Source organism: Hydrogenophaga sp. ANAO-22 (assembly GCF_042466645.1).
Taxonomy (GTDB): domain Bacteria; phylum Pseudomonadota; class Gammaproteobacteria; order Burkholderiales; family Burkholderiaceae_C; genus Hydrogenophaga.
On record NZ_CP159956.1, the window covers coordinates 3,383,946 to 3,404,637 of the forward strand.

Below are 20,692 nucleotides of genomic sequence, written 5' to 3' on the forward strand. Positions count from 1 at the left end.
GCTCACTCCACCTTCATGCCGGTGGCTTTGACGATCGGGCCGTAGCGGTTGTACAGCGCGTCCAGGCGCTGGCTGGCCTGCGCGCCGGTCAGGCCTTCGAAGAACAGGTCCAGGTGGGTCATGCGGGCCTGGACGTCGGGCCGCTTGAGCGCGTCCACGATGCCCTTCTGCAGCGTCTGCGCCACCGCGTCGGGGGTGGCGGCGGGCACCATCACGATGTAGAGCACCTCCTGCTCCAGGCTCTTGAGGCCGGCTTCGGCCACCGTGGGCAGCTCGGGCGCCAGGCGCGAGCGCTGGCGGCTGGTGACGGCCAGCGCGGTGATCTTGCCGGTCTGCACGTGCGGCAGCATGCCGGGCGTGGCGAGCACGCCCCCGTCGACCTCGCCCGAGAGCACGGCGGTGACGGCCGGCGTGTTGCCGCGGTAGGGCACGTGGATGATCTTCGCCCGCGTGGCTTCCTTGATGACCTCCACCGCGAGGTGGCCCGGGCTGCCGCTGCCGGCCGAACTGAAATTCAGCCCCTTGGTCTTGGCCATCTCGACCATGCCGGCCAGGTTCTTGATGCCGGTGGCCGGGTTCACGCCCACCAGCAGGCCGGAAGAGGCCATCACCACCAGGGGCTTGAGGTCGCCGCGCTTGAACGGCATGTTGCCGTAGAGGTGGGGGTTGACGGTGAAGGTGGTGTCGATGCCGAACAGCACGGTGTAACCGTCGGCCGGCGCGCGCGCCACGTCGGCCGCGCCGATGTTGCCGGCCACGCCGGCCTTGTTCTCCACCACGAAGGGCTGCTTGAGCGTTTCCTGCAGCACCGCGGCCACGGAGCGGGCCAGCAGGTCGGACGGGCCGCCGGCGGGGAAGTTGTTGACGAAGCGCACCGGCTTGCTCGGGTAGCCGTCCTGGGCGGCGGCGAAGGGAACGGCGGTGGCCGTGAGCAGGGCGAGGGCGAGGCGAAGGGCAGGGATCTTCATGGGACAGATAAAAAGAAAGAGGAAATTGGTTTTTCCCGTGCAGGATGAACCGAAACAGCGCCCACCAGGGGCATCCAGGGTCCGGCTGCGCCGGCCCGAGATGCCGTCCCCCCTCGAAGCGCCGAAGGCGCGCCACGGAGGGGGGAAGCCGCGCAGCGGCGCAGGGGGGTGTTCACGGCTGATACCCGGACTTCTGCACCACGGGGGCCCATTGAGCGCGGTAGGCCGCGAGCATGCGGCGCGTCTGCTCGGGCGTGCTGGCCACCGGGCCCAGGCGCGCGTCGTTGAAGCGGCGCACGGTTTCGGGGTCCTGCATGACCTCGCGGATCGCCTGGCCGAGCTGTGCCGCGCGGGCCGCGGGCATGCTGGCGGGGGCGAAGAAGGTGTTCCAGCCGTCGGCGCCGAGGTCCAGCCCGGCTTCCTTGAAGGTGGGGATGGCGGGCGCGAAGGGCGAGCGCTTGGCGCTGGAGACGGCGAGGATGCGGATCTTGCCGGCCTCGTGCTGCGGCAGCAGGGTGTCGAAGGTGTCGAAGGCCACCGGCACCTGCCCGCCCATCAGGTCGGCCAGCAGCGGACCGGAGCCCCGGTAGCCCACCACCTGGGCCTTCACGCCCGCCTTCTCGCCCACCATGAGGCCGAAGAAGTGCGGCAGGCTGCCAGTGGCCGGCACGCCGAAGTTGGCCTGCTCGGGGTTGGCGCGCAGCCAAGCCAGCAGGTGGTTGAGTTCGCGCACCGGCACACCCGCACCCACCGCCACCGCGAACTCGTAGCTGCTGGCCTGCGACACCGGCTGGAAATCCTTGTCGGGGTCGTAGCCCGCGTCCTTGAACACCAGCGGCGCGACCAGCATCAGCGCCGGGTTGGCCAGCAGCAGCACGTTCTGGTGGGCCGGCGTGGCCTTGAGCTGCTGGGCCGCGATGCGCCCACCGCCGCCGGTGCGGTTCTCCACCACCACGGTCAGGCCCAGCTTGGGCCCGAGCTTGTCGGCCACCAGGCGCGCCACGCGGTCGGACGAACCACCCGGCGCGTAAGGCACCACCACGCGCAGGGGGCCTTCGAGGGCCTGCGCGTGGGCCGGCAGGGCGGTGGACGCGGCAAGCGCGGCGGTGAGGGACAACAGCAGCCGTCGGCGGGGGGTCATGGTGGGTCTCCAGAGGGGAAAATTTTCCCGAGCAACCCAGCATCCTATGCAGCGACAATCAATTGCAGAAATCAATCATTGCGGGTGTTTTCCCTGATGAGCAACCGAATCACGGCGCCGCAGCGGCAGGCCGACCTGCTGCTGTACCGGCTCTACCGCATCCACACCACCGCCGGGCGGCTGGTGGTGCACATGTGCGAGAGCGAATTCGGCATCACGCGGCGCGAGTGGCGCATCCTGTCCTTCCTGGCCGAGCGCGAGGGCGCGCTCTCGTCCCAGCTGGCCGAACACGCCATGCTCGACCGCGCGCGCACCTCGCGCACCCTGAGCACGCTGGCGGCCAAGAAACTCGTGGTGCGCCAGCCTCGCCCGTCGGACCGGCGCGAGGTGCACGTTTTCCTGACCGACGAGGGCCGGCGGCTGTATGGTGAGATCTACCCGCGCGTGGCGGCGATCAACCGCGAGCTGGTGGCCGATCTCGATGGCCCTCGGCTCGAACAGCTCGACGCCATGGTGGATGCCCTGCAGGCCCAGGCCGGCCGCATGGTGGCGGCCCGGCCCGAGACCCCGACACCGCAGGACGGTGGAGATTGAGGAGGACCCTTTCATGCAACTCATCGTTTCGGCCGGCGTGATCCTGGCCATCGTTCTGTGGGGCGTCATCGCCCCCGATTCCCTGGACGTGCTGTTCCAGGGTGCGCTGGCGGTCATCACGCGCGACTTCGGCTGGCTCTACCTATGGGTGGTGCTGGGCCTGGTGTTGTTCGCGCTGGTGCTGGCGTTCAGCCGCTATGGCGATCTCAAGCTCGGTGGCGAGGACGATGAACCCGAGTTCTCCATCGGCAGCTGGTTCGCCATGCTGTTCGCGGCCGGCATGGGCATCGGTCTGGTGTTCTGGGGCGTGGCCGAGCCGATCTCGCACTACGGCACGCCGCCGCCCGGCATCGCGGCGCGCACGCCGGAGGCCGCCAATGCGGCCATGCGCTACAGCTTTTTCCATTGGGGACTGCACCCCTGGGCGGTGTACAGCATGGTGGCCCTGGCGATCGCCTTCTTTCAGTTCCGCAAGGGAGGTTCCGCACTGGTGAGCACGGCCATACAGGCCTTGCCCTGGACTTTCGTGAGCCGGATGGGGCCGCTGGTCAACGTGCTTGCCGTGATTGCCACGGCCTTCGGGGTGGCGGCCTCGCTGGGCATGGGTGCCTTGCAGATCAACAGCGGCCTCAACGCGCTGCTCGGCGTGCCGGTGGGCGATGCCTCGCAGGTCGGCATCATCGTGGTGACCACGGTGCTGTTCCTGGCCTCGGCTGTCACGGGCGTCGCCAAGGGCATCAAGTGGCTCTCCAACATCAACCTCGTGCTCGCGACCTTGCTGGCCCTGTCCGTTTTCGTGCTCGGCCCCACCGTGGTCATCATCGACACGTTCACGAGCACGCTGGGCAGCTACGTCAGCGAACTGGTGCGCATGAGCCTGCGCATGACACCGTTTCGCGACAGCACCTGGGTGGGTGGCTGGACCATCTTCTACTGGGCCTGGTGGGTGAGCTGGTCGCCCTTCGTGGGGCTGTTCATCGCGCGCGTCTCGCGCGGCCGCACGATCCGCGAGTTCATCCTGGGTACGGCGCTGGCCCCTTCGCTGGCGGCATTCATCTGGTTCTCGGTGTTCGGTGGCGCCGCGCTGCACCTGCAGATCATGCAGGGGGTGCCTATTGCGGAGGCGGTCAACGCCGATGTGGCTACGGCGCTGTTCGCCCTGTTCGACGCTTTGCCCATGAGCGGGCTCCTGTCCGGCGTGGCCACGCTGCTGGTGCTGCTGTTCTTCGTCACCTCGGGTGACTCGGCCACGCTGGTGCTGGGCATGATGAGCACCGGTGGGCAGGAGAACCCCGGCGCGCGCGTGAAGATCGCCTGGGGCCTGCTGATCTCGGGCATTGCCATCAGCCTGCTGCTGGCCGGCGGCCTCAAGGCCGTGCAGACCGCCACCATCGTGTTCGCGTTGCCTTTCACCGTGGTGATCGTGCTGATGGCCATCGCCCTGTGGCGCGGCGTGCGCGACGACTGGAACGAAGAGCAGCGGCGCGAGCGCGCGCTGCGCCGGCGCATGCGCGACTTGGTGGAGCCGCCGCGCGCGCCTTGAGACAATCGGGCGCATGACCCTCGAACTTCTGCTGGCGCTCGGGAAGAGCTTTCTCTTCGTGTTCGCCGCCATCCTGCCGATCCTGAACCCGGCGGCCACCGCGCCCATCTTCCTCGGCCTCACCGAAGGCGCCTCGCCGTCCACGCGCGCGCTGCTGGCGCGGCGCATCGCGCGCAACATGTTCGCGCTCATGATCGGCTCCATGCTGGTGGGCTCCTACGTGCTCGACTTCTTCGGCATCTCCCTGCCCATCGTGCGTGTGGGCGGGGGGCTCATCGTGGCGGCCTCGGCCTGGCGCCTGCTCAACGCCGGCCACGCCACCCAGGACAGCCGAGCCGAACTGGCCGAGGCGTTCACGCCCGAGCAGGCGCGCCGGCAGGCGTTCTACCCGCTCACCTTTCCCATCAGCTGCGGCCCGGGCTCCATCGCGGCGGCCATCACCGTGGGCGTGGCCCTGCACGACCAGCGCTTCGCGCTCTCGCTGGCCCGCATGGGCGGCGGTGTGCTGGCGCTGTTCGTCATCGGCGTGCTGCTCTACCTGGCGTTCCGTTACGCCGACCGCCTGCTCAAACCCCTGGGCGAAGCCGGCACGGTGATCTTCCTGCGGCTGTCGGCCTTCATCCTGCTCTGCCTGGGCGTGCAGATCGTGTGGGACGGGGTCAGCGAATTGCTGCGGGGCTTGCTGGTGGCGGCGTGAGCGCCGGCGGGGCGGGGAATCTCGTCACCTGACCACTGGGCAGCTTCGCCATGGCGGCGGTGAACAGCGGGTGCGACAACCACCCGGCCAGCCAGGCTTTCAGCGCGGGCAGGGGCAAGCGGTCCTCGAACCAGGCCGGGTCCACCGCCGCGAACTGGCGCACGAAGGGAAAGATGGCGAGGTCCGTGGCGCAGGGGCGGTCGCCGCCCAGCTGGGCGCTCTGTTGCAGGCGGACGTTCAGGGGTTGAAGCAGCGCGTGCACCGCCTGCGCGCGGTGCCGAGCGGGGTCGGCACCGTCGAAACGTTCGGGGTACTTGGTGCGGTCCAGGTGGTGCTTGAAGGCGCCGTCGCACAAGGACAGCAGCTCCAGATGGGCCGGGCTCTGCGCGCGCGCCCACCAGCCCGCCGGGTCGTGCACCGAGAAGGCCCAGCGCATGATGTCCAGGCTTTGCTCCAGCACCTCGCCGCCGGGCAGCACCAGCACGGGCACCGTGCCCTTGGGCGAGAGGGCCAGCATCTCGGCGGGTTTGTCGCGCAGCACGATCTCGTGCGCGTCGAACTCGATGCCCGCCACCAGCAGCGCCATGCGCGAGCGCATCGCGTACGGGCAGCGGCGGTAGCTGTACAGCAGCGGGGCCACCCGGGCCCCTCAGGCCCGCAGCACGTCGCGGATCGACGGGTCCTTGTCGAACTGCGCTTTCGCGAACGGGCACAGCGCGATCACCTTGGTGTTGGTCGAGCGCACCCAGGCCACCAGCGCGTCGAGCAGCTGGCGGCCCACGCCCTGGCCCTTGAGGCTTTCGTCCACCTCGGTGTGGTCGATGACGATCAGCGTGGGGTTGGTGCGGCTGTAGGTCATCTCGGCGATGCGCTGCGCGCCCTGTTCGACGTAGAAGGCGCCTTTGGAATCCTGTTCCTGGTGCTGGATGGTGTGTTGTGCCATGGGATGGGGAGGGTGGTTGAAGAAAAAAGGAGACGGTTCAGGCCATCACGTCTCGGATCGACGGATCGCGGTTGAATTGGGCCTTCACGTACGAACAGACGGGCACGACCTTGTTGCCCGTCTCGCGGGCCCAGGCCACCATCGCGGCCTGCAGGTGCTGAGCCACGCCCTGGCCGCGCAGGCTCGGGTCCACGTAGGTGTGGTCCACGACCACCAGCGAGGGGTTGGTGCGGCTGTAGGTCATCTCGCCGACGCGCTGGCCACTGCGCAGGACGTGGAAGGCGCCGCGCGAGCCGCTTTCTTCGTGTTCGATGGCATGTTCCATGGCGGTTCTCCGGTGAAGGTTGCAGCCGTCAGGCTACCACCCGTGCCAATCACCTGTCTGTCGGCGGACACTGACAGGCGCACCGCCATCTCGGAGTGGGTCGAAAAAAAGCCTGCCAACCCGTGAGGGCTGGCAGGCTTGAAGCCTTGGAGTGGGGCGCGCTCAGAAATCGTGGCGGATGCCCACGGCGTACAGGCGGTAGTCGCGGGTGGTCACGCCCGCGGCGTTCTCGGTTTCGCCGTCCAGGTAGCCGCCGTACACGCGCGTGCGCTTGGACAGGGCGTAGGTCGCGGCCAGGGCGAAGGCCGCGCCCTTGCCGCTGGTGGCGCCGGCGGCGTTTTTGGCCTTGCTGCGCGAGTAGCCGGCGGTCAGCTCCAGGTTGCCCAGCGGCACGCTCACGCCCAGCGCCATCTCGTTGTCCTTGCGGTTGTCGCCGGCCTTGACGTTCTGGTACTGCGCGGAGAGGCGCGCCGGACCGAAGTTGTAGGTGGCGCCGACGGTGGTGTGCTGGCGGTCGTTGACCAACAGCGGCTGGTCTTCGTCCTGGTGGGCGACGCCCAGGTCGAGGTTGCCGGCGCGGTAGCGCGCGCCGATGGCAGTCACCTTGGGTGTGCCGGCCACGTCCTCGTCGAGCGCGTAGGTCAGGCCGGCGCTGAAGCCGCCGAAGCTGGGCGAGTCGTAGCGGATCTGGTTGTTCGGGCGGGCGACGTAGGCGGCCAGGCCGGCGCGGTAGGCCTCGACGGCGGAGTTGAACTGCGAGTCGGCCGAGATGTTGTAGGTGTTGCCCAGGTCGAAGATGTCCTTGTAGATGCTGTCGGCCTTGCCCATGCGGACCGAGCCGAAGCCGCCGCTCAGGCCGACCCAGGACTGGCGCGAGAAACCGGCCGCGCCGGTGCCGTCGTCGGCGTTGAATGCCGTCTCGAGCTGGAAGAGGGCCTTGAGTCCGCCGCCCAGGTCTTCGCTGCCGCGCATGCCCCAGCGGCTGTTGGTGAGGTTGCCGCTGTAGAGCTGCGTGGTGCTCACGCCGTTGAGCTTCGTCGCCCCCAGCGAGGCATCGATGCGGCCATAGAGGGTGACGTTCGTTTGCGCCATGGCGCTGCCGGTACAGGCCAGGACGGCCAGAGCCATCAAGCTCTTTTTCATGAGGGATATCTCCTTGTGGTTCGGTCGGAGCCCGTCAGGGCCCCCGCCTTCCGCACCGTGCGGAAGGCGGGCGGATTGTAGGCAGAAGAGCAAAATTTTCTATCTAAGTAAAAATACCCGGTGTATTTAAAATCATCAGGGTAAACCCCTAAAAAAATGCCCAAAAATGGCGTTGATTCAAAGGATATGGCGCCTTTACACTGGCAACCATCGAATGATAGATGGCTAAGTATTTTTCTGAAATCTGACCAAACCCCTCGATAGGAGATGAGCGATGGAAACGGCTGAAGGCAACCAGTTCTTGACCCAGGTGGGCAAAGGCACACCCATGGGCGAGCTGATGCGGCGGTACTGGCACCCGATTTGCGCGGTGGCCGACATGGACGGCAAGTGGACGAGGCCGGTGCGGCTGCTGGGCGAACGCCTGGTGCTGTTCCGCAACCGCCAGGGCGAACTGGGCCTGATCGCGGAGCGCTGCCCCCACCGGCGCGCGTCGTTCCTGCACGGCATCCCCACGGCCGAGGGCATCCGTTGCCCGTACCACGGCTGGCAGTTCGACGTGGCTGGCAAGTGCATCGAGCAGCCGAACGAGGTCGACAACTGCGCGTTCCGCGACAAGGTGGCCATCGATGCCTATCCGGTGCAGGAGCTGGGTGGCCTCGTGTTCGCCTACCTGGGCCCCCAGCCCGCGCCGCTGCTGCCGCGTTTCGACGGCTTCGTCGCCGGCGGCACGATCCGCATGCTGGGTCGCGCGGAGTTGCCGGTGAACTGGCTTCAGGTGATGGAGAACTCGCTCGATCCGATCCACACCGAGTGGCTGCACGGGCACCACTACGAGTTCCTCAAGGAGCAGGAAGGCATCAAGGTCGCGATCAGCGCCCACCATGTGAAGATCGATTTCCGCGAGTTCGAGTTCGGCATCACGAAGCACCGCCTGCTGGAGGGGCATTCGGAGGAGGGCGACGACTGGCGCATTGGCCATCCGGTCGTGTTCCCGAACATGCTGGCCGTGGGCAATGGCGACGAGAAGTCGCGCTACTTCTCGTTCCAGATCCGGGTGCCGATGGACGATGAGAACACCTTGCACCTCTGGTACAACGCCTACGTGCCGCCCGAGGGTGTCTCGGTGCCGCAGCGCCTGCTGGACAAGGTGCACACCTACGACGTGCCTTTCAAGGACGACAAAGGCGAGTTCATCGTGGACAACGTGGACGGCCAGGACATGATGGCCTGGATCACCCAGGGCGCGATCGCCGACCGCACCCTGGAGAACCTGGGCGCGTCGGACAAGGGCATCGCCACCTACCGCCGCGTGCTGCGGCGCGAGATCAAGAAGATGCAGCAGGGGCAGGACCCGATCGGCATCGTTCGCGATGCCGCGCGCAACGCCTGCATCGACCTGCCGAACGAGAAGAAGAAGCACCACAACAGCGACGGTTTCGCCAGCTTCATGCTGCGCACCCACGCCAAGTACTCGCCCATCGCGCAGGACCTGGTCAACGTGTTCGAGAACCCCAGGCTTCGGGAAGCGACCGAAGCCGCACTGGAAGCGCAGCATGGCTAACCCGGCGCAGACCCGAGGCGGCCTGAGCGCGGAAGACGCCCGGCAGGTGCTCATCGACTCGGGGCTCATCCTCGAGGCCGCGGGCCAGGGTGACCTCACGCGCGGCCACGTGTCGGTGCGCGTGCCCGGCGACCCGACCCACTTCTACATGAAGCCGCACAGCTTCGGCTTCGACGAGATCACCCACGAAAACATCGTCATCTGCAACCTGGATGGCGAGAAGATCGGGGGCGGCGGGCGAAAGCACAGCGAGGTGTACATCCACTCCGAAATCTACAAGGCGCGGCCCGATGTCATGAGCGTGATCCACACGCACCCCACGCACGCCGTGGCCTTTTCGGCCACGGGGCGGGCCATGCGGCCGATCAGCCAGCCCAGCGTGGCGTTCCTCGATGGCCTGCCGGTGTACACCGACACCATCGAGCTGATCCGCACGCACGAAATGGGGGCCGGCGTGGCCAAAGCCCTGGGTCCCCACAAGGCCGTGCTGATGAGGAATCATGGCGTGGCGGTGGTGGGCGCCAGCGTCGAGGAGTCGACCATCCTGGCGATCCTGCTGGAGAACGCCTGCGAGATCCAGCTGCTGGCCGACGCGGCCGGTGCCGCCGGGGCCGAGTTCGACCGGGCGTGCATCGAGCGCCTGCACGACACCATCACCAAGACGGAGCAATACACGATCAACTTTGAATACCTGCGACGGCGCGCCATCCGCCAGAAGAGCTGAGAGACGAGCCATCCAGCCGTTGCGAGCCGCGCCGGGAACACCGCCTGGACCCCATGATGAAGGAGACACAGCAATGAAGAAGATTCTGAAGAAAGTGGTGGCGAGCGCCCTCGTGGTGCTCGGTGCCCAGGGTGCCCTGGCCCAGGGCAGCGTGAGTGAACTGGCCCTGTACCAGGGCCCCGACCGGCAGGCGCGCCTGGTGGAGGCGGCCAAGAAGGAGAACGGGATCACGGTGTACCACTCGTATCCTGCGCTCACCAACGTGATGGCGGCCTTCACCAAGAAGTACGGCATCAAGACCCGCGCCTGGCGCGCAGGCTCGGAGGCCATTCTCCAGCGCGTGATCACGGAGTCGCGCGGCAACCGCTTCGAGGTGGACATCGTCCAGAACAACGCGCCCGAAAACGAGGCGGCCCACCGCGAGAAGCTGCTGCAGGCCGTGCGCTCCCCCTTCACGGCGGAGCTGATCCCTCAGGCCACACCGGCGCACGGCGAGTGGGTCGGCGTCACCCTGGACGTCTGGACCGCGGCCTACAACACCAGCCGCATCACGGAAGCCGAGCTGCCCAAGAGCTACGAGGACCTGCAGGACCCGAAATGGAAAGGGCGCCTGGGCATCGAGGCGAACAACCACGGCTGGTTCGGCACCCTGCTGCTGGAGATGGGCGAGGAGCGCGGGCGCGAGATCTTCAAGAACATCGTGGCCACCAACGGCATCTCCGCCCGCAAGGGGCATTCCCTGTTGACCACCATGGTCGCCTCCGGCGAGGTGCCGCTGGCTCTGACGGTCTACAACTGGAACCCCGAGCAGCTCAAGGCCAAGGGCGCGCCCATCAAGGGTTTCACGCTCAAGCCCGTGATCGCCCAGCCCAGCACCGTGGCCCTGCTGAAGAAGGCGCCGAACCCGGCCTCGGCCATCCTGTTCTACGACTTCATCGTCAGCGAGGAGGGGCAGCGCATCCTGCAGGAGTTCAGCTATGTGACCACGCACAAGAAGCTGCCTCACCCCCTGCGCGACGACGCCCTGCGCTACATCGATCCGGCCAAGGCCATCGACATGCAGAACGCCTGGCTGACCACCTTTGACGAGATGATCGTCAAGAAAGCCAAGTGATCACCGACATGAGCACTTCGCTGAATGCCGCCGGTGCCCGCCCGGCCAGGGTGCCACCCTGGCGCAGGCTGGGCGGGGCGCTGAACATGCAGTGGCTGGTGATCGGGGCCTGCCTGCTGGCGGTGGCGTACCTGGCCCTGATGCCGCTGGGCTTCCTGATCTGGCAGAGCTTCTTCACGCCCGACACCGCGGGCGAGGCCTCGCGCTTCACGCTGGAGAACTACGCCCGGGCCTACGGCTCGACCGACACCCTGCACCTCATGGGCAACTCGCTGGTGTTCGCCAGCGGCACGGCGGTGTTCGCCTTTGGCGTGGGGGGCATGCTGGCCTGGATGAACGAGCGCACCAACACGCCTTTCAAGAAGCTGTTCTTCGCGCTCTCGATCATCCCGCTGATCATTCCCGGCATCATGTTCACGATCTCCTGGATCCTGCTGGGCAGCCCGAAGATCGGCCTGATCAACCTGCTGCTGCAGAGCTGGTTCGCCACCGACCACGTGTTCGTCAACGTGTACTCGATCTGGGGAATGATCTGGGTCGAGGGCCTGCACTACTCGCCCATGGCCTTCCTGATGATGACGGCGGCGTTCCGCTCGATGGACCCCTCGCTGGAGGAGTCGGCCCTGATGAGCGGCGCCAGCATCGGCCAGATCTTCTGGCGCGTGACGCTCAAGCTGACCTGGCCGGCGATCTTCGCCTCGATGCTGATCCTGTTCGTGCGCGCCATCGAGGCTTTCGAGGTGCCCGCGCTGCTGGGCATTCCGGTGGGCACGCAGGTGCTGACCTCCGCCATCTACCAGGCGGTGCACCAGTACCCGAGCCAGGTGGGCCTGGCGTCCTCGTACGGCACCACGCTGCTGCTCATCACCACGGCGGGCATCTACCTGCAGTCCCGGCTCACCGGCAAGGGCAGCAAGTACGCCACCGTCACCGGCAAGGGGTTCCGCCCGCGCGTGGTCGACCTGGGCGCCTGGCGCTATGTCACGGCCGCGGTGTTCATCCTGTACTTCGCGCTGATCGTGCTGCTGCCCTTCCTGGTGCTGCTGTGGTCGTCGCTGCAGAGCTACTACGCCGTGCCCTCCATGGAAGCGGCGCGCAACATGAGCCTGGACGCCTACCGTTTCCTCTGGGACCACCCGACCATCGCCAACTCGGTGTGGAACAGCCTGCTGCTGGCCTTCGGCAGCGCCACCATCGTGATGCTGATGACCTCGGTGGTGTGCTGGATGGTGATCAAGACCAAACTGCCCGGCCGCTGGCTGCTGGACAACGTGGCCTCGCTGCCGCTGGTCTTCCCGGGCCTGGTGCTGGGCCTGGCGGTGATGGTCTTCTACCTGAACTTCAACATCGGCGTCTACGGCACGCTGTGGATCATGCTGATCGTCTACGTGACGCGGTTCATGCCCTACGGCATGCGCTACAACAGCACGTCGATGCTGCAGATCCACAAGGAGCTGGAGGAATCGGCCCAGATGAGCGGAGCGGGCTGGGGCACGATGTTCTACCGCATTCTCCTGCCCCTGCTCAAGCCGGGCCTGCTGGCCGGCTGGATCTACGTCTTCATCGTTTCGATCCGCGAGCTCTCGGCCTCCATCCTGCTGTACAGCCCGGGCAACGAGGTCATCGCCATCGTGATCTGGGAGCTGTGGGAGAACGGGCAGTTCGTGGAGCTGTCCGCGCTGGGCGTGGTGTTCATCCTGGCCCTGCTGATGCTGGTGATCCTGGCCCAGTACGTGGGACGCCGCTTCGGGGTGAAGGAAATCTGATGAACAAGCAACTGGAGACAAGCACATGCTGCGCGTAAGCAACCTCAACACGCAATACAAGGACAGCCACGGGCGCATCGTCAAGGCGGCGCAGGACATCTCCATCGAGGTGCCGCGGGGCAAGCTGTTCACCCTGCTCGGGCCCAGCGGCTGCGGCAAGACCACGACCATGCGCTCGGTGGCCGGCCTGGAGAAACCCGTGTCGGGCAAGATCACGGTGAATGGCCAGCCGGTCTACTGCTCGAGCACTGGCGTCTTCATCGCGCCCAACAAGCGCAATTTCGGCATGGTGTTCCAGTCCTACGCGATCTGGCCGCACATGAACGTGTTCCAGAACGCGGCGTTCCCGCTCGAGGTGGGCTCTAAGAAATTCAGCCGCCGCGAGATCGAGGACAAGGTCATGCGCGTGCTGACGGTGGTGGGCCTGGAGAACTTCGCGGACCGCGAGGCGACCATGCTCTCCGGCGGCCAGCAGCAGCGCCTGGCGCTGGCGCGCGCGCTGGCCATGGAGCCCGAGCTGTTGCTGCTCGACGAGCCGCTGTCCAACCTGGACGCCAAGCTGCGCGAGCGCATGCGCTTCGAACTCAAGCGCCTGCAGCGCGAACTCGGCCTGACCACCATCTACGTCACCCACGACCAGAGCGAGGCGCTGGCGCTGTCGCACGAGATCGCGGTGATGAGCGAAGGCCGCATCCGCCAGATCGGCTCGCCGCGTGACATCTACGAGCGCCCGGCCAACCGCTTCGTGGCCGACTTCGTGGGCCTGACCAACTTCATCGAAGGGGACGTGCGGGCCTGGGTGGGCGAGAACCTGTGCGACGTCATGACCGGCATCGGCCTGCTGCGGGTCACCGCCTACGAAAAGCTGCCCGTGGGCGCACGGGTGCTGCTCTCGGTGCGGCCCGAGGACGTGGAGCTCAGCGAACTGGCGCCGGTGGGCGAGAACGTGCTGGCCGCGACGGTCGACGCCAAGGTGTTCCTGGGCGAGTTCATCGACTTTCAGGTCAAACTCGGCGACCGTTCCCTGATGGCGCGCGCGCACCCTTCGCTCAAGACCATGGTGGGCGAGCCCCTGTATGTCAGGATCAACCCCGAAAAATGCATCTGCATCAGCCCGGACTGACGCTTCCATCCACCCCGACCCCGCCTCAAGCCCACCGATCGCCATGTCTCAAGCAGAAAACAACAGGGAAAAAGAAGCCATTGCCGCCGACTGGCGCGGGGTGCTCAACGACGAGCGCCTGGCCCACCTGGTCAAGACCGCGTTCCGCTGCACCTCCAGCAGCCTCTCGCGCCGGCTGAAGCAGCACGATGTGCTCTACGGCCACTGGACCCTGCTGCGCATCCTGTGGCGCGGCGACGGCCTGACGCAGCGCCAGCTCAGCGAGCAGGCCGGCGTGACCGAGCCCTCGACCATCACGGCCCTCAAGGGCATGGAGGCGCAGGGCTATGTCTTCCGCCAGAAGGTGCCGGGCAACAAGAAGAACAACCGCGTCTTCCTCACGCCCAAGGGCGTGGCATTGCGCTCGGCCATCGTCATCTGCGCGGAGGAGGTCAACGCCATCGCCTCGCAGGGCGTGCCGGCCGAGGACCTGGCCACGACGCGGCGCACCCTGCTGGCCATCATCGACAACCTGAGCCGGGACGCCGCCCGGCAGGTGGACGGTGACGACGACCTGGGCCTCGACGGAGAACCGTGATGTCCCTTCCCCTTCGCATCGGCATGCTCGGAATGGGCAATGCCGGGTTGGCCTTCGTCCCTGCGATCGCCAGACACCCGGAATTCGAGCTGGCGGCCTTCGTCGAACCGCACGAAAACGCCCGTCTGGCGGCACAGGCGAAGTACGGTGTGCCGGGCCACGCGACGCTGGCGCAGCTGCTGGCCGAAGGCCCGCGCCTGGACGCGGTCTGCATCGCCTCGCCGACCGAATACCACACGGCCCAGGCGCTGCAGGCCATGGAGGCGGGCCTGCACGTGCTGGTCGAGAAGCCCATGGCCATCGCGCTGGACGACGCGCGGTCCATGGTGCGGGCGGCGCGCGAGCGCGGCGTGGTCCTGCTGGTGGGTCATTCCCACAGCTACGACCTGCCCATCCGCAAGATGCGCGAAGTGATCGCCTCGGGCCGCCTGGGTGGCGTGCGCATGGCCCACAACTGGTGCTTCACCGACTGGATCTACCGCCCGCGCCGCCCTGACGAGCTGGATGCCCGGCAAGGGGGTGGCGTGACGCTGCGCCAGGGTTCGCACCAGTTCGACATCCTGCGGCTGCTGTGCGGCGGCGAGGTTCGCCGCGTGCGCGCCCGCGCCTTCGACCTGGACCGCGGGCGGCGCGCCATCGGCGCGCACTGCGTCTACCTCGATTTCGAGAACGGCGCGGTGGCCACCGCCGTGTACAACGGCTACGGCGGTTTCCAGACCACCGAGATCCTCGGCGGGCTGTCGGAATGGGGCTTCGCCGCCCCCGAGCAGGGCTGGCGCGTGCAGCGCCGCGGCGCCGGCGGCGCGCGCGACGCCGCCGCCGAACTCCAGGCCAAGCAGGCGCGTGCCGGCCAGGTGATTCCGGACCAGGCGCCCTTCCATCCCTTCTTCGGCATCACGCTGGTCAGCTGCGAGGGCGGCGACATCCGGCAGTCGCCACAAGGGCTTCAGGTGTACGACCGCGACGGCGTGGAGGAACTCCGCTTCCCAACCGACCGCAGCCCGCGCGAGCTCGTGCTCGACGAATGGGGCGATGCGATCCGCGGCCGCGCGGCCGCGGTGCACGACGGCCTGTGGGGCATGGCCAACCTGGAAGTGTGTCTGGCGGCGCTCGAGTCCTCCGAGCAGAACGCCGACGTGGCCCTGAACGAACAGAGAGCGGTTCCCGTATGAGCAAAGAAGACCTGGCCGTCGCCACGGCCCCGACCCCGTCCACCGTGGACAACGGCTGGATGAGCCTGCAGGTGGTGGGCAAACAGTGCATCGCGAGCGATGTGCACGAGTTCGAGCTGGCGCGGGCCGGTGGCGGTGCCTTGCCACCCGCCGAACCCGGCGCCCACATCACGCTGCTCACACCCAACGGCCTCACGCGGCGCTACTCCGTCTGCAACCGCCCGGGCGAGACGGCGCTCTACCGCATCGCGGTCAAGCGCGAGGCGCAGGGCCTGGGGGGCTCGCGCAGCCTGGTGGACCAGGTGCAGCGGGGGGACCCGGTCTCGGTGTCGCCGCCCGCCAACTACTTCCCGCTGGGCATGGAGGCGCCCTCGTACTGGCTGATCGCCGGCGGCATCGGCATCACGCCCATCCTGTCCATGGCGCGCGCCCTGCGGCAGCGCGGCAAGGCCTTCAAGGTGCTGTACCTCACGCAGTTGCCCGAGTCGGCGGCCTACCGCGACGAACTGCTGGCCTCCGATCTGGCGCCGCACGCCACCGTGCACCACAACCACGCCGACCCGGCGCAGCGCTTCGACCTCGCGGCCGCGATGCAGGCCTGCCCGGCCGACGCCCACATCTATTGCTGCGGCCCCCGGCGCTTGATGGATGCGGTGAAGGAACTGGCGCGCGGCCGCCCGGGCGGCACGGTGCATTTCGAGGACTTCGGCACCAGCGAGGTCTCCGATGCGCACACCGACATCCCGTTCAAGGTCAAGCTCAGCAGGACCGGCCAGCTGATCGACGTGCCCTGCGGCAAGACCATCCTCGACGCACTGCGCGAGGCCCGAGTGCTGGTGCCCAGCTCGTGCGAGAGCGGCACCTGCGGCTCGTGCCGCACCCGGCTCGTGGCCGGTGTGGCCGATCACCGCGACTACGTGCTCGACGAAGACCAGCACGACAGCGAAATCATGATCTGCGTCTCCCGCGCCAAGAGCTCCGTGATCGAAATCGACCTTTGAGAAACCCCCACCATGTCCCAACTGCAAATCTCCGTCGCCATGGGCGACTACGACCGCAACCGCGCCCTGTTCGACGGCCGCGTCCAGATCGATGGCTGCGACCCGGTCTACATGCTGCTCAGCCCGGAGGAGATGTTCTTCCGCGCCATGCGCAACCGCGACTTCGACGTCACCGAGCTGTCCTTCTCCAGCTACCTCGTCAAGCACTCGGCCGGTGACAGCCCCTACGTGGCCATCCCGGTCTTTCTCTCGCGCGCGTTCCGGCACACCTCGATCTACGTGCGCAAGGACCGCATCCGGCGCCCCGAGGACTTGAAGGGCTGCCGCATCGGCATCCCCGAGTACCAGCTCACCGCCATCGTCTGGGCCCGCTCGATCCTGCAGGATGATTTCGGCATCCGGCCGGAGGACGTGAAGTGGGTGCGCGGCGGCATCGACACGCCGGGGCGTCCCGAGAAGATCAAGCTGAACCTGCCGCCCGGCGTCGACGTGACGAGCGCGCCGGAAGGCCGCACCATCTCCGACCTGCTCGACCAGGGCGAGATCGATGCCTTCATCGCGCCGCGCCCGCCGAGCGGTCCCGCCCTGAGCAACCCGCAGGTGGGCTGGCTGTTCGACGACCCCACCGCGGCCGCGAAGGACTACTACGCCCGCAAGGGCATCTTCCCCATCATGCACGTGGTCGGTGTGCGCAAGGAGCTGGTGCAGCAGCACCCCTGGTTGCCCGCCGCGCTGTTCAAGGCCTTCAGCGAATCCAAGGCGCGCGCGCTGGAGCTGCTGGCCGACACCTCGGCCACCAAGGTCACGCTGCCGTTCGTGGAGGAGCAGCTCAAGGCCGCGCGCGAACTGCTGGGCAACGATTTCTGGTCCTACGGCGTGGCGCCCAACACCCGGACCCTCGAGGCCTTCCTGCACCATCACCATGCGCAAGGCCTGTCGGCCCGCAAAGTCGAGCTCGCCGAGCTGTTCCACCCGTCGACCTATGAGAGCTACAGCATCTGAGGCCGGCCGCGCCGCCGCCGCCTGCCATGGTCCATCGAATGAGTGAATTCCAGCCCGCCGCCTGGTTGGTGTTCCTGCTGGCGGGGGCGGTCATCGTCCTGGCGGCGGGCATCGTCAAAGGCGCGATGGGCGTGGGCATGGGCATGCTGGCCGTGCCCATGCTGTCCCTCTTCGTGCCGCCGGCCCAGGCCATCGGCCTGATGGTGGTGCCGGTGCTGTGGTCCAACGTGGTCCAGACCATCGAGCGCGGTTCGCCGATCTACAGCGTGAAGCGCTTTCGCTGGCTGATCCTGTCGCAGCTGTTGTCCGTCGTGCTCACCGTGCGCCTGACCTCCAGCCTCTCGGCCGACCAGATGAACGTGATGTTCGCCTGCGCGATCCTGGTCTCCGTGCTGCTGATGGCGACCCGGCCCAACGTGCGGATCGCGCCGCGCCACGAAACCGCGGCCAGCGTGCTGGCCGGCATCACGGCCGGTGTGATGGGCGGGGTGTCGTCCCTCACCAGCCCGGTGCTCATCACCTACCTGATGGCGCTGAACCTCAAGCGCGAGGAGTTCATCGGCAGCATCAGCGTCATCTACCTCTTCGGTTCGGTGTTCATGTACTCGGCCATGGTCTGGTACGGCCGCTTCGGCGCCTTCGAGCTGCTGGTGTCCTGCGCCACCGTGCTGCCCATGCTGCTCGGGCTCGCGCTGGGCAAGAAGATCCGCTACCGGCTCAGCGAGACGCGCTTTCGCGCGCTGCTGCTGGCCTTTCTGACGGTGCTGGCGACGGTGCTGCTGTTCAAGTGAACCAGGACGCCCTCCCGCCCACGCCCGTGTCCGAACAGGGCCCCCTGGCCTGGAGCGACGAGCTCCTGCTCGGTTACCCACCCATGGACCACCGGCACGAGGAGTTCGTGGCCTGCCTGGGCGACCTGCAGCGCGCGCCCGACGAGATCCTGCCGATGGCGCTGGACGCCATGATCCACCACCTGGCCGAGCACTTTGGCGAAGAGGACCGCTGGATGGAAGAGAGCGGGTTTCCGCCCCGCCAGTGCCATGTGGACGAGCACGCGGCCGTGCTCCGCTCGGCCGCCGAGGTGCGCTCCCTGCTGCTGCAGGGCGAGATGGCGCCTTGCCGGCGCCTGGCCGATGCGCTGGAAGACTGGTTCCCCGGCCATGCGACCCACCTCGATTCCGCCCTGGCGCACTGGATGTGCAAGGCCCAGCTGGGCGGCAAGCCGGTGGTCCTGCGGCGACGTTCCTAGCCCCTTTTTTTTCTCTCTCCCCCTTCTCTGCCGACGATGATGGACCTCGACATTCCCCCCACCCAGATCGACGCCGACGTGCAACGCGCCCTGACCGAGGACGTGGGCGCGGGCGACCTCTCCGCCGGCATCGTGCCCGGCGAGCGGCGCGCGCGCGCCGTCGTGATCTGCCGGCAGGCCGCCGTGATCTGCGGCGAGCCCTGGGTGCGGGCCACGCTGCGCCAGCTGGCCCCGGCTGCCACGGTGACCTGGCGGGTGCCCGACGGCGGGCGTTGCGAACCCGGGCAGGCGATCTTCGAGGTCGAGGGTGGCGCGCGCGAACTGCTCACCGCCGAACGCACCTGCCTGAACTTCCTGCAGTTCCTCAGCGGCATCGCGACCCGGACGGCGGTCTTCGTCGATCGGGTGCAGGGCACGGCCGCCCGCGTGCTCGATACCCGCAAGACCATTCCCGGCCTGCGCCAGGCCCAAAAATACGCCGTGCGCTGCGGCGGCGGGCACAACCACCGCATGGGGCTCTTCGATGCGGTGCTGATCAAGGAGAACCACATCCACGCGGCCGGCAGCCTCCCGGCCGCGTTCCGCGCGGCCCAGGCGCTGGCGCCTCAGGCCAGCTTCATCCAGGTCGAGGTGGAAACCCTGGCGCAGCTGGAAGAGGCGCTGGCCATCGGCGTGACCATGGTGCTGCTGGACAACATGCCGCTGGCGTCGGTCCGCCGCGCGGTGGCGATGGCCGGCGGCCGGTGCAGCCTGGAGGTCTCGGGCGGCGTGAACCTGGAGAACATCCGCGCGTATGCCGAGACCGGGGTGGACCGCATCTCGGTGGGCGCGCTGGTCAAGGACGTCACCGCCGCCGACTTTTCCATGCGCTTCGCGGCCTGAGTCCGACCCCCTTGGCGGGGCGCGCGGCTCAGACGTCCTTGAGCACCGGCCCCAGGTCCAGCGTGCTGCGTTGCCCCAGGTCCTTGCGGTGCGCATGCAGCCAGCGGTCCGCCGCTTCGCGCCCCATGGCGTGCAGGTTGGAGAGGAAGGCCCATTGCGTGTTGGTCTTGCTGCCCGCGCCCAGCGCCGCGAGCGAGTCGCCGCCCTCGATCAGGTGCACGCGCAGCCGCTGCACGCGCTGGAACAGCGCGGGGCTGCCGGGTGAGCGCTGCTCGCCGATGACCTGCTTGAGCAGCGCCAGCGTGCGCAGCTCTTTCACCAGGCTGGCGTTGAAGGTCACTTCGTTGATGCGGTCGAGGATGTCGCGCGCGCTGGTGGGCACGCTCTCGCGCTGCGTGGGGTTGATCTGCACCAGCAGCAGGTCGTCGGCGCGGGTCTCGTTGACCAGCGGCAGCAGCGTGGGGTTGCCCGCGTAGCCGCCGTCCCAGTAGGCCTCGCCCTCGATCTCCACCGCCTGGAACAGCAGCGGCAGGCAGGCCGAGGCCAGCACCATGTCGGCCGTGAGTTCCTGCTGGCCGAACACGCGCAGCGCGCCGGTGCGCACCTGCGTGGCGGCAATGAAGAGCTGCGTCTTGTGGCAGCGGCGCGCGCGGTCGAAGTCGATGGTTTCGACCAGGATGTCGCGCAGCGGGTTCAGGTTGAGCGGGTTGAGCTGGTAGGGCGAAAGCGTGTGGCCGAACGCATCGGCCGCCTGCTTCAGCGGCTCGGTCCAGGGCTTGAGCCAGGGCGCGAGCCAGTCGGTGGCCGGGCCCATGAGCACGCCGATCGGGCTGGTCTGCAGCCGGTGGAAGGGCGAGAGCTCGGCCACGCGCGTCCAGAACTGGCGCAGCACGCGCTGCGCGCCTTCGCGCCCGCCGTCCATGAGGCCCGAGGCCAGGGCCACCGCGTTCATGGCCCCCGCGCTGGTGCCGCTGACGGCGGCGATCTCCAGCGTGTCGTCTTCCAGCAGGCGGTCGAGCACGCCCCAGGTGAAGGCGCCGTGCGAGCCGCCGCCCTGCAGCGCGAGGTCGATCGGGTGTTTGCCGGGGCGGGGGGTCTGGGCCATGGATCGCATTGTCAGGGGGGAGGGTGGTGCATTGCACCATGGCCGGGTGACATCGGGCC

At 67.9% G+C, this 20,692-nt stretch carries 22 protein-coding genes; 15 read left to right on the plus strand and 7 right to left on the minus strand.

What is annotated here, in order from left to right; translation table 11 throughout:
• Positions 1 to 2: 2 nt before the first annotated feature.
• Both ABSY19_RS16300 and ABSY19_RS16305 read right to left on the minus strand, forming a co-directional pair.
• Positions 3 to 968, minus strand: coding sequence for a Bug family tripartite tricarboxylate transporter substrate binding protein (locus ABSY19_RS16300; RefSeq protein ID WP_382153434.1), 966 nt, complete (start codon positions 966 to 968; stop codon positions 3 to 5).
• A 172-nt stretch (positions 969 to 1,140) separates the two neighbouring features.
• The gene (locus ABSY19_RS16305) at positions 1,141 to 2,109 is read right to left on the minus strand and encodes a Bug family tripartite tricarboxylate transporter substrate binding protein (RefSeq protein WP_382153437.1); all 969 of its coding nucleotides are present in this window, start codon (positions 2,107 to 2,109) and stop codon (positions 1,141 to 1,143) included.
• 96 nt (positions 2,110 to 2,205) lie between these two features.
• Between ABSY19_RS16305 and ABSY19_RS16310 the strand changes: the two genes are divergently transcribed.
• Genes ABSY19_RS16310 through ABSY19_RS16320 form a run of 3 tightly spaced genes read left to right on the plus strand, consistent with a single transcriptional unit; the run spans position 2,206 to position 4,943 of the window.
• The gene (locus ABSY19_RS16310; protein ID WP_382153441.1) at positions 2,206 to 2,703 is read left to right on the plus strand and encodes a MarR family winged helix-turn-helix transcriptional regulator; all 498 of its coding nucleotides are present in this window, start codon (positions 2,206 to 2,208) and stop codon (positions 2,701 to 2,703) included.
• A 13-nt stretch (positions 2,704 to 2,716) separates the two neighbouring features.
• The gene (locus ABSY19_RS16315; protein ID WP_382153444.1) at positions 2,717 to 4,246 is read left to right on the plus strand and encodes a BCCT family transporter; all 1,530 of its coding nucleotides are present in this window, start codon (positions 2,717 to 2,719) and stop codon (positions 4,244 to 4,246) included.
• 13 nt (positions 4,247 to 4,259) lie between these two features.
• Positions 4,260 to 4,943 carry a MarC family protein gene (locus tag ABSY19_RS16320; protein WP_291120206.1) on the plus strand — a complete coding sequence of 228 codons (684 nt, stop codon included), beginning with the start codon at positions 4,260 to 4,262 and terminating at the stop codon, positions 4,941 to 4,943.
• Here ABSY19_RS16320 and ABSY19_RS16325 read toward each other — a convergent pair.
• The 4 genes from ABSY19_RS16325 to ABSY19_RS16340 form a co-directional block, all read right to left on the minus strand.
• Positions 4,906 to 5,541 (minus strand): glutathione S-transferase, encoded by a 636-nt coding sequence (locus ABSY19_RS16325; protein ID WP_382163835.1) that lies wholly within the window; start codon positions 5,539 to 5,541, stop codon positions 4,906 to 4,908. The genes ABSY19_RS16320 and ABSY19_RS16325 overlap by 38 nt on opposite strands.
• A 51-nt stretch (positions 5,542 to 5,592) precedes the next feature.
• Entirely contained in the window at positions 5,593 to 5,886 is a 294-nt protein-coding gene (locus ABSY19_RS16330; protein ID WP_382153447.1) for a GNAT family N-acetyltransferase, read from the minus strand.
• Positions 5,887 to 5,923: 37 nt separating this feature from the next.
• A complete protein-coding gene (locus tag ABSY19_RS16335; protein WP_382153450.1) occupies positions 5,924 to 6,211 on the minus strand; it encodes a GNAT family N-acetyltransferase in 288 nt (95 codons plus the stop codon).
• Positions 6,212 to 6,373: 162 nt separating this feature from the next.
• Positions 6,374 to 7,354 carry a porin gene (locus tag ABSY19_RS16340; RefSeq protein WP_382153453.1) on the minus strand — a complete coding sequence of 327 codons (981 nt, stop codon included), beginning with the start codon at positions 7,352 to 7,354 and terminating at the stop codon, positions 6,374 to 6,376.
• A 274-nt stretch (positions 7,355 to 7,628) separates the two neighbouring features.
• Between ABSY19_RS16340 and ABSY19_RS16345 the strand changes: the two genes are divergently transcribed.
• From ABSY19_RS16345 to nadC, 12 genes are all read left to right on the plus strand, one after another.
• Positions 7,629 to 8,918: a Rieske 2Fe-2S domain-containing protein gene (locus ABSY19_RS16345; protein ID WP_382153456.1), complete on the plus strand. Its 1,290-nt coding sequence runs from the start codon at positions 7,629 to 7,631 to the stop codon at positions 8,916 to 8,918.
• Positions 8,911 to 9,642, plus strand: a complete 732-nt coding sequence (locus ABSY19_RS16350; protein ID WP_291120189.1) for a class II aldolase/adducin family protein — start codon at positions 8,911 to 8,913, stop codon at positions 9,640 to 9,642. Before ABSY19_RS16345 ends, ABSY19_RS16350 begins: the two co-directional genes overlap by 8 nt.
• 73 nt (positions 9,643 to 9,715) lie before the next feature.
• A complete protein-coding gene (locus tag ABSY19_RS16355; RefSeq protein WP_382153459.1) occupies positions 9,716 to 10,756 on the plus strand; it encodes an ABC transporter substrate-binding protein in 1,041 nt (346 codons plus the stop codon).
• An 8-nt stretch (positions 10,757 to 10,764) separates the two neighbouring features.
• Positions 10,765 to 12,522, plus strand: coding sequence for an ABC transporter permease (locus ABSY19_RS16360; protein WP_382153462.1), 1,758 nt, complete (start codon positions 10,765 to 10,767; stop codon positions 12,520 to 12,522).
• Between the two features lie 25 nt (positions 12,523 to 12,547).
• The gene (locus ABSY19_RS16365) at positions 12,548 to 13,645 is read left to right on the plus strand and encodes an ABC transporter ATP-binding protein (protein ID WP_382153465.1); all 1,098 of its coding nucleotides are present in this window, start codon (positions 12,548 to 12,550) and stop codon (positions 13,643 to 13,645) included.
• Between the two features lie 43 nt (positions 13,646 to 13,688).
• Positions 13,689 to 14,222 carry a MarR family winged helix-turn-helix transcriptional regulator gene (locus ABSY19_RS16370; RefSeq protein WP_382153469.1) on the plus strand — a complete coding sequence of 178 codons (534 nt, stop codon included), beginning with the start codon at positions 13,689 to 13,691 and terminating at the stop codon, positions 14,220 to 14,222.
• Positions 14,222 to 15,394, plus strand: coding sequence for a Gfo/Idh/MocA family protein (locus tag ABSY19_RS16375; protein WP_382153471.1), 1,173 nt, complete (start codon positions 14,222 to 14,224; stop codon positions 15,392 to 15,394). The genes ABSY19_RS16370 and ABSY19_RS16375 overlap by 1 nt, the downstream gene beginning before the upstream one ends.
• Positions 15,391 to 16,395, plus strand: a complete 1,005-nt coding sequence (locus ABSY19_RS16380; RefSeq protein ID WP_382153473.1) for a PDR/VanB family oxidoreductase — start codon at positions 15,391 to 15,393, stop codon at positions 16,393 to 16,395. The genes ABSY19_RS16375 and ABSY19_RS16380 overlap by 4 nt, the downstream gene beginning before the upstream one ends.
• Positions 16,396 to 16,407: 12 nt before the next feature.
• A complete protein-coding gene (locus ABSY19_RS16385; protein ID WP_382153475.1) occupies positions 16,408 to 17,397 on the plus strand; it encodes an ABC transporter substrate-binding protein in 990 nt (329 codons plus the stop codon).
• A 38-nt stretch (positions 17,398 to 17,435) separates the two neighbouring features.
• Positions 17,436 to 18,188, plus strand: a complete 753-nt coding sequence (locus ABSY19_RS16390) for a sulfite exporter TauE/SafE family protein (protein ID WP_382153478.1) — start codon at positions 17,436 to 17,438, stop codon at positions 18,186 to 18,188.
• Positions 18,185 to 18,646: a bacteriohemerythrin gene (locus ABSY19_RS16395; protein ID WP_382153480.1), complete on the plus strand. Its 462-nt coding sequence runs from the start codon at positions 18,185 to 18,187 to the stop codon at positions 18,644 to 18,646. Before ABSY19_RS16390 ends, ABSY19_RS16395 begins: the two co-directional genes overlap by 4 nt.
• Positions 18,647 to 18,682: 36 nt before the next feature.
• Positions 18,683 to 19,528, plus strand: a complete 846-nt coding sequence (gene nadC, locus ABSY19_RS16400) for a carboxylating nicotinate-nucleotide diphosphorylase (protein ID WP_382153482.1) — start codon at positions 18,683 to 18,685, stop codon at positions 19,526 to 19,528.
• Between the two features lie 28 nt (positions 19,529 to 19,556).
• Here the strand turns inward: nadC and ABSY19_RS16405 are convergent, their stop codons facing one another.
• Entirely contained in the window at positions 19,557 to 20,633 is a 1,077-nt protein-coding gene (locus ABSY19_RS16405) for a patatin-like phospholipase family protein (RefSeq protein WP_382153485.1), read from the minus strand.
• Positions 20,634 to 20,692 lie beyond the last annotated feature (59 nt).

Coding starts and splice junctions, on each gene's coding strand:
- ABSY19_RS16380 (WP_382153473.1), top strand. CDS start 15,391: ATGAGCAAAGAAGACCTGGCCGTCGCCACGGCCCCGACCCCGTCCACC.
- ABSY19_RS16355 (WP_382153459.1), top strand. CDS start 9,716: ATGAAGAAGATTCTGAAGAAAGTGGTGGCGAGCGCCCTCGTGGTGCTC.
- ABSY19_RS16375 (WP_382153471.1), top strand. CDS start 14,222: ATGTCCCTTCCCCTTCGCATCGGCATGCTCGGAATGGGCAATGCCGGG.
- ABSY19_RS16330 (WP_382153447.1), bottom strand. CDS start 5,886: ATGGCACAACACACCATCCAGCACCAGGAACAGGATTCCAAAGGCGCC.
- ABSY19_RS16390 (WP_382153478.1), top strand. CDS start 17,436: ATGAGTGAATTCCAGCCCGCCGCCTGGTTGGTGTTCCTGCTGGCGGGG.
- ABSY19_RS16315 (WP_382153444.1), top strand. CDS start 2,717: ATGCAACTCATCGTTTCGGCCGGCGTGATCCTGGCCATCGTTCTGTGG.
- ABSY19_RS16300 (WP_382153434.1), bottom strand. CDS start 968: ATGAAGATCCCTGCCCTTCGCCTCGCCCTCGCCCTGCTCACGGCCACC.
- ABSY19_RS16345 (WP_382153456.1), top strand. CDS start 7,629: ATGGAAACGGCTGAAGGCAACCAGTTCTTGACCCAGGTGGGCAAAGGC.
- ABSY19_RS16335 (WP_382153450.1), bottom strand. CDS start 6,211: ATGGAACATGCCATCGAACACGAAGAAAGCGGCTCGCGCGGCGCCTTC.
- ABSY19_RS16340 (WP_382153453.1), bottom strand. CDS start 7,354: ATGAAAAAGAGCTTGATGGCTCTGGCCGTCCTGGCCTGTACCGGCAGC.
- ABSY19_RS16385 (WP_382153475.1), top strand. CDS start 16,408: ATGTCCCAACTGCAAATCTCCGTCGCCATGGGCGACTACGACCGCAAC.
- ABSY19_RS16365 (WP_382153465.1), top strand. CDS start 12,548: ATGCTGCGCGTAAGCAACCTCAACACGCAATACAAGGACAGCCACGGG.
- ABSY19_RS16310 (WP_382153441.1), top strand. CDS start 2,206: ATGAGCAACCGAATCACGGCGCCGCAGCGGCAGGCCGACCTGCTGCTG.
- nadC (WP_382153482.1), top strand. CDS start 18,683: ATGATGGACCTCGACATTCCCCCCACCCAGATCGACGCCGACGTGCAA.
- ABSY19_RS16360 (WP_382153462.1), top strand. CDS start 10,765: ATGAGCACTTCGCTGAATGCCGCCGGTGCCCGCCCGGCCAGGGTGCCA.
- ABSY19_RS16320 (WP_291120206.1), top strand. CDS start 4,260: ATGACCCTCGAACTTCTGCTGGCGCTCGGGAAGAGCTTTCTCTTCGTG.
- ABSY19_RS16305 (WP_382153437.1), bottom strand. CDS start 2,109: ATGACCCCCCGCCGACGGCTGCTGTTGTCCCTCACCGCCGCGCTTGCC.
- ABSY19_RS16325 (WP_382163835.1), bottom strand. CDS start 5,541: ATGCGCTCGCGCATGGCGCTGCTGGTGGCGGGCATCGAGTTCGACGCG.
- ABSY19_RS16350 (WP_291120189.1), top strand. CDS start 8,911: ATGGCTAACCCGGCGCAGACCCGAGGCGGCCTGAGCGCGGAAGACGCC.
- ABSY19_RS16405 (WP_382153485.1), bottom strand. CDS start 20,633: ATGGCCCAGACCCCCCGCCCCGGCAAACACCCGATCGACCTCGCGCTG.
- ABSY19_RS16370 (WP_382153469.1), top strand. CDS start 13,689: ATGTCTCAAGCAGAAAACAACAGGGAAAAAGAAGCCATTGCCGCCGAC.